The organism is Bacillus sp. BC08, from assembly GCF_054326875.1.
In genome coordinates this window covers 155,379-161,642 of the sequence record NZ_JBTGPA010000019.1, presented here as the reverse complement: position 1 = coordinate 161,642, position 6,264 = coordinate 155,379, and the positions used below count along the sequence as shown (strand labels likewise).

At 36.6% G+C, this 6,264-nt stretch carries 6 protein-coding genes; all 6 read right to left on the bottom strand.

The window, feature by feature from the left end; genetic code table 11:
• Positions 1–137: 137 nt before the first annotated feature.
• The 6 genes from ACXVYO_RS04390 to ACXVYO_RS04365 all read right to left on the bottom strand — a co-directional run bounded on the left by ACXVYO_RS04390 (position 138) and on the right by ACXVYO_RS04365 (position 6,172).
• The gene (locus tag ACXVYO_RS04390) at positions 138–785 is read right to left on the bottom strand and encodes a phosphatase PAP2 family protein (RefSeq protein WP_458466143.1); all 648 of its coding nucleotides are present in this window, start codon (positions 783–785) and stop codon (positions 138–140) included.
• A 59-nt stretch (positions 786–844) separates the two neighbouring features.
• The gene (potD, locus tag ACXVYO_RS04385) at positions 845–1,894 is read right to left on the bottom strand and encodes a spermidine/putrescine ABC transporter substrate-binding protein PotD (protein WP_063261875.1); all 1,050 of its coding nucleotides are present in this window, start codon (positions 1,892–1,894) and stop codon (positions 845–847) included.
• Between the two features lie 38 nt (positions 1,895–1,932).
• A complete protein-coding gene (potC, locus tag ACXVYO_RS04380; protein WP_000714199.1) occupies positions 1,933–2,733 on the bottom strand; it encodes a spermidine/putrescine ABC transporter permease PotC in 801 nt (266 codons plus the stop codon).
• Positions 2,734–2,739: 6 nt separating this feature from the next.
• Positions 2,740–3,588, bottom strand: a complete 849-nt coding sequence (potB, locus tag ACXVYO_RS04375; protein ID WP_000715495.1) for a spermidine/putrescine ABC transporter permease PotB — start codon at positions 3,586–3,588, stop codon at positions 2,740–2,742.
• Positions 3,585–4,568, bottom strand: coding sequence for a spermidine/putrescine ABC transporter ATP-binding protein PotA (potA, locus tag ACXVYO_RS04370; RefSeq protein WP_000720323.1), 984 nt, complete (start codon positions 4,566–4,568; stop codon positions 3,585–3,587). Before potA ends, potB begins: the two co-directional genes overlap by 4 nt.
• A 236-nt stretch (positions 4,569–4,804) precedes the next feature.
• Positions 4,805–6,172, bottom strand: coding sequence for an aldehyde dehydrogenase (locus tag ACXVYO_RS04365; RefSeq protein ID WP_458466142.1), 1,368 nt, complete (start codon positions 6,170–6,172; stop codon positions 4,805–4,807).
• Positions 6,173–6,264 lie beyond the last annotated feature (92 nt).

Sequence of the window (6,264 nt, the reverse complement as noted above, 5' to 3'; positions counted from 1 at the left end):
GGCAGTAAGACCCCCACCTCAAAATGCAGCGAAAGCAAAGAAGTTAGGTGGGGGATCAACTGCCCATAAAAGTCCGATTGGTGAGGGCTAATAATCAGTGGGGGATGAAGAAAACCCCCACTGATTAAAGTTTCACTTTATCTCTCTTTATTAAGCCCCAATCTCTCGGTAAGTAAACGATGGCAGTAAATCGCCATCATTAACAAAATACCACCTACGCAATAACCAGCTAAAATATCAGTTGGATAATGTACATTTAAAATAACTCTGCTTAACCCAATCGATACAATGACTATTCCCATCAAAATCGTGATAACATATTTCCCAGTTACACTCTTCAAATTTGCCGCAATGATATAAGCAAGAAATCCGAATGTCATAATAGATAACATTGCATGCCCACTAGGGAAACTATACCCAAGTGCATCCAATGCTTCATTTAACGACGGACGATCTCTTTTCACAATTTCTTTTATCCCTTTATTCACAAGATGTGTTATTAAAATCCCCATTGGATACACGATCATCGCAGCATAATAACGTTTTCTCCAAAAAACAAGTAAACTTATAACGAGCGTAGTTACAATCCCAATGGCAGAGCCTAATTTTGTATAGTGTGAGAAAAATGTAAGCGAATCTTCTGTTTGTAATCCTTTTACTAATGCTCGGACATATGTATCCATCACTGTAACGCCACCCGCATGTACGCGCCAAGCAATAATGCCAAATACAGCAAGTAATAAAATGATACATACTACCTCATATTGATGCAACTTCTTTTTCAAGCGATTTCCTCCTACTATGAAAAAATGCGATTTCTATTTTAGAAACCGCATTTCCTTACTTATTTACCTTTTGTTTTTAACTCTGTCCAGTAACGATCATAGTCTTTTAGCTTATCGTCTACATCAACAAGCCATTCTGTACGATCTAATTCTTCTTTCGTTAAGAAGATCATGTGGTTTTCACGATATTCTTTACTATGAAGAGGATGAGCTTTTTCATTTGGATTACTGTATCCAATTGATTCGTAGTTTTTCACACTTACTTTCTCATCTAATAAGTAGTTCATAAACTTCTCTGCAAGCTCTTTGTTTTTCGCACCTTTTGGAATTGCTAACGTATCAGCCCAAATTGTGCCGCCTTCTTTTGGTACAACGTACTCTACATCTTTATTATCTTTTGCGATAAATGCTGCATCTCCAGACCAAACTGTTCCGATCCAAGCATCTTCTGTAATGAATTTTTGCTTAATATTATCTGTATCAAATGCTAATAAGTTTGGAAGCAGCTTCTTTAAATCATCTGCTGCTGTCTTTAACTGTGCATCGTCTTTCGTGCTGTTTGAGAAACCATGCTTCTTAAGACCCATACCTAATACTTCACGAGAATCATTTAATAAAGTTACATGCCCTTTATATTTCTCATTCCATAGGTCAGCCCAGCTTGTAGGAGCTTCTTTCACATACTTTTTATTGTATGCAATCCCTGTTACGCCCCAAGTATATACTAAAGAATATTTATTCTCTGGATCAAACGCCGGTGTTTTGAAGTTAGAAATCATATTTTCGATATTCGGGATATTCTTTTTATCTAACGGCGCTAATAAATCCATTTTCGCCATTGTTTTAACCATGTAATCAGACGGCTGAATTAAATCATACTTAGCGCCACCTGCTTGTAATTTCGCAAGCATTTCTTCGTTACTTGCATACTTATCATAGTTAATTTTCACGTTATATTTCTTTTCAAAATCTTTTAGCACTTGCTCATCAAAATTGTCAGCCCAGCTATAAATGTTTAACTCTTCTTTCTTTTCACCACAACCAGCAAGTACACCAGCAACAAGGCTAAAGCTAATTGCTGCGCCAGCTAATCTTTTCATTAATTTCATCGATTTATTACCCCCTCGTACTTTCTATATCGTTCGTATTATAAAGGAAGGTGTCCTCCAGAGTTTTCTTCACCATCTGCACCTTTGTTACGGAAGATTTCAGATAGAACCATTAATCCTACGATAGCCACAATTAAAATTGTAGAAAGTGCATTAATTTCTGGTGATACTCCGCGCTTAACCATACTGTAAATGTATAATGGCAATGTTGTTGATCCTGGTCCTGATACGAAGAAACTAATCACAAAATCATCAATTGATAATGTAAATGTTAATAATGCGGCTGAAATAACTCCTGGCGCAATTGCTGGGAACGTTACATAACGAAACGTTTGCCACGGCGTTGCTCCTAAATCATTCGCAGCCTCTTCTAAATCACGTCCCATACCAGAAAGACGTGCTGCTAAAATAACGACAACAAATGAAATACTAAATGTAATGTGCGCAATAATAATTGTTGTTTTGCCAAGCTCCATACCTAATTGACTAAATAAGATAAGTAAAGATAATCCCATTAAAATATCTGGAATTAAAATTGGTAAATACACAAGACCGTTAATAGCCCCTTCATAACGATATTTATAACGATGTAATGCAATCGCGAAAATCACACCAAGAACTGTCGTTACAATCGTCGTTACGATCGCAATCGTCATACTATTTACAAACGCATCAATAACATCTTGCTTTTGAAATAAATCTGTATACCAATGGAATGTAAAACCTTCCCATTCCGCATTAATGCGAGAATCATTGAAGGAATATACCATTAAAACCATCATTGGAAAATACAAGAATAATAAAATTAACCAAGAATAAGAAACTAAAAACTTCTTCATCTTTGCTTATTCCCCTCCGTTCCCATCATATTTATATACTTTCGTTGCACGATAATATAAGTAAATTAACAGAACAGAGAATAGAACAACAATCATAGATAACGCAGATCCAAACGGCCAGTCACGCGCTCCTAAGAATTGATTTTGAATTACGTTTCCGATTAATGCTACTTTCGATCCACCCATAACGTCTGATACAACAAACATTCCGATAGAAGAAACAAACACTAAAATAGAACCAGTAGCAATTCCTGACATTGTCATTGGTACTGTTACATTCCAAAATGCCTTTGCTGGTGTTGCTCCTAAATCATAAGCTGCTTCTAGCTTACGCTTATCAAGCTGCTCAATCGCTGCATACACCGGTAAAATCATAAATGGTAATAAAGAATAGACCATTCCGAGTATTACAGAAGGTGTATTATATAGTAAATTTAAAGGTTCACTAATAATACCTAGTTTCAATAGCAATGTGTTTACAAGACCTTGTGAACGTAAAATAACAATCCATGCGTATGAACGAACAAGGAAGTTAATCCAAAACGGGATCGTTGCCAATAATAAAAGAATGGAACGGTATTTACGATCAACAATTGTAATTGTATAAGCAAATGGATAACCAATTACTAAACAGATTACTGTTGTAATAACTGCAATCTTAACAGTTTCCCATAACGTTCCCATGTATAGTGGATCAAACACACGAGCTATATTCTCTAACGTAAATTGCATTTCCACTGTTCCGTATGCTCCGCGTTGCATAAAGGCAAATGCCAATACAAACAGAAGGGGAATTAGGAAGAAGATTAACAGCCACGCAACTGTAGGTAGTGCGAGTAATTTCCCTTTTTTCAATTTAAGGTCACCTCGTCCTCTTGCTCCCAGCCTACGTATACATTATCTCCAATGCTCCACTGCGCTGCTTCTTCAGCAGTTTGATATGCCATTAGTAATTCTGATGTTTTTTCGTCACGTACATACAGCTTTTCCATATTTCCAACAAACTCAACGTCTTCAATATGTCCAAGATGGTATTCTTTTAAAATCGGCTCTTCAACCGAACGTACCTTTACGTTTTCAGGGCGAATTGCTACATAGCCTTCCCCGTTTTTCACAATATTATTTTCACCGATAAATGTCGCAACGAACATTGTTTTCGGCTTATTGTAAATTTCTTTCGGCGTTCCAATTTGTTCAATATGTCCTTTATTCATAACGACAATACGATCACTCATGCTCATCGCTTCTTCTTGATCGTGCGTTACGTATATGAACGTAATTCCTAAATTACGTTGTAAGTTTTTCAATTCACGTTGCAAATCTTTTCTTAACTTAAAGTCTAACGCCCCAAGTGGCTCATCTAGTAATAATACACGTGGATTATTTACAATCGCTCTCGCAATTGCTACACGCTGCTGTTGTCCACCAGAAAGCTTTGCAGGTTTACGATTACGGAACTCAAGTAACTGCGTTAAACGCATTGCCTCTTCAGCACGCTCTTTCTGCTCTGCTGCCGGTACTTTCTGCATTTTCATACCGAAACAAATATTTTTCTCCACATTCATATGTGGGAATAGCGCATAATGTTGGAACACTAAGTTCATATGACGCTTATATGGTGGCAAATCGTTAATCTTTTCATCATCTAATAAAAGATTCCCTTTAGTTGGCGTTTCAAAACCTGCGATCATGCGAAGTAACGTTGTTTTCCCGCAACCACTCGGCCCTAAAATCGTTAAAAATTCCCCTTCTTTAATGTCTAAAGAAAGAGGTGGGATAATCACTTGATTTCCAAAATGTTTTTCTACTGCTTCAACTTTAATAATCTTTTTCATTTTCCCGTCCTATCTACCTTAAATTTTAATTTTTATATTCATGAATACATATTTATGTTCTATAGACTATTTTTTGTTTCGATCCAAACAAAAATGATTGTTTAGCAGCGTTCTCTTCTACTCTTTATGTAGTATGTTTGATTCATTTTCGCACGATACATGTGTCGAACAGAAAAACCCCTTCCATTGCGAAGGGGCTATTATCATACGGCTACGCCTACTGATAAACACCATCATCATTTTAACAACTTTCGTATGAATTTTAAAGCACTTTTTGTAGAAGAGTAACGAATTTTCATATCGAATGCCGTAGATTGGGCTAAAATGCTTTTATAATGTGAAAAAGTCCGAAAACTTTCTTCCCCATGATAACTACCTAATCCACTACTTCCAACACCACCAAAAGGTAAGTATGGCGTTGCAAGATGATAGACAACATCATTAATACAGCCTCCGCCATATGAAATATTACTCGTCACTTTCTTTTGTACTTCTTTATCTTCAGAAAATACATATAACGCTAATGGCTTCGGATGTTGCTGAATTGTGGTAATTACTTCTTCTATGTTGTCGTATTCTATAATTGGTAAAATCGGACCAAAAATTTCATCTTCCATAACAGTACTTTGCCATGTAACATTCGTTAACACTGTTGGTTCTATATGTAAAGTTTCTTTTTTATAGTTCCCGCCGATTACCGTTTTACCATCTTTCAAAAATGTACATAAACGTTCAAAATGACGTTCAGTCACAATTCGTACATACTTGTCGTTGTTCAGTGGATTTTTTCCATACTGCTCCGCAATCTCGTGTCGTAATGCCTCGATTAACTGTTCTTTCACCGAAGCATGCACATACATATAATCAGGTGCTACACACGTCTGCCCTGCATTTAAAAATTTCCCCCACACAATTCTTCTTGCTGTTACATCTATTTTTGCATCTTTATGTACAATACATGGGCTTTTTCCGCCAAGTTCTAACGTGAGTGGTGTCAACCGTTTCGCTGCTGCTTCCATCACAACTTTTCCAACACCGACACTACCTGTAAAGAACATATAATCAAACGGTTCCTTTAACAATTCCGTACTCTCTTCTACACCGCCTTCTACTACCGCTACAAGCTCTTCTTCGAATAATTCCTCTAACATTCTCGTAAGCACTTTGGAAACGCTCGGCGTTAGCTCTGACGGCTTTAAAACAATTGTATTTCCAGCCGCCAACGCTCCTACAAGAGGTGCAATTGCTAATTGAAACGGATAGTTCCACGGTGCAATAATAAGTGTCACACCGTACGGTTCAGGCACGACTTTCCCCTTTGATCCAAAATGAGTGAGTGCTGTTCGAACTCGCTTCGGTTTACTCCACGATGAAATATGCTTCAATTGAAAAGAAATTTCTTTTAATACATATCCAACTTCCGTTGTAAACGACTCATGAACTGACTTATTTAAATCTAATTTCAATGCCTGAAATATCTCTTCTTCAAAGCGCTGAATGCCTTCATAAAGCTTCTTCAAATTATTCTTTCTCACTTCTATACTTCTCGTATGGCCATTATAAAAATATGCCTTTTGTTTATTTACAATAGAAGAAACACTCATTCATTCACCTTCTCCCACTATTTTTATCCAATTCTTTCATTATTTATATAGACTTCATATATAATAAATTTCTATTCGTAAAGTTACATTAT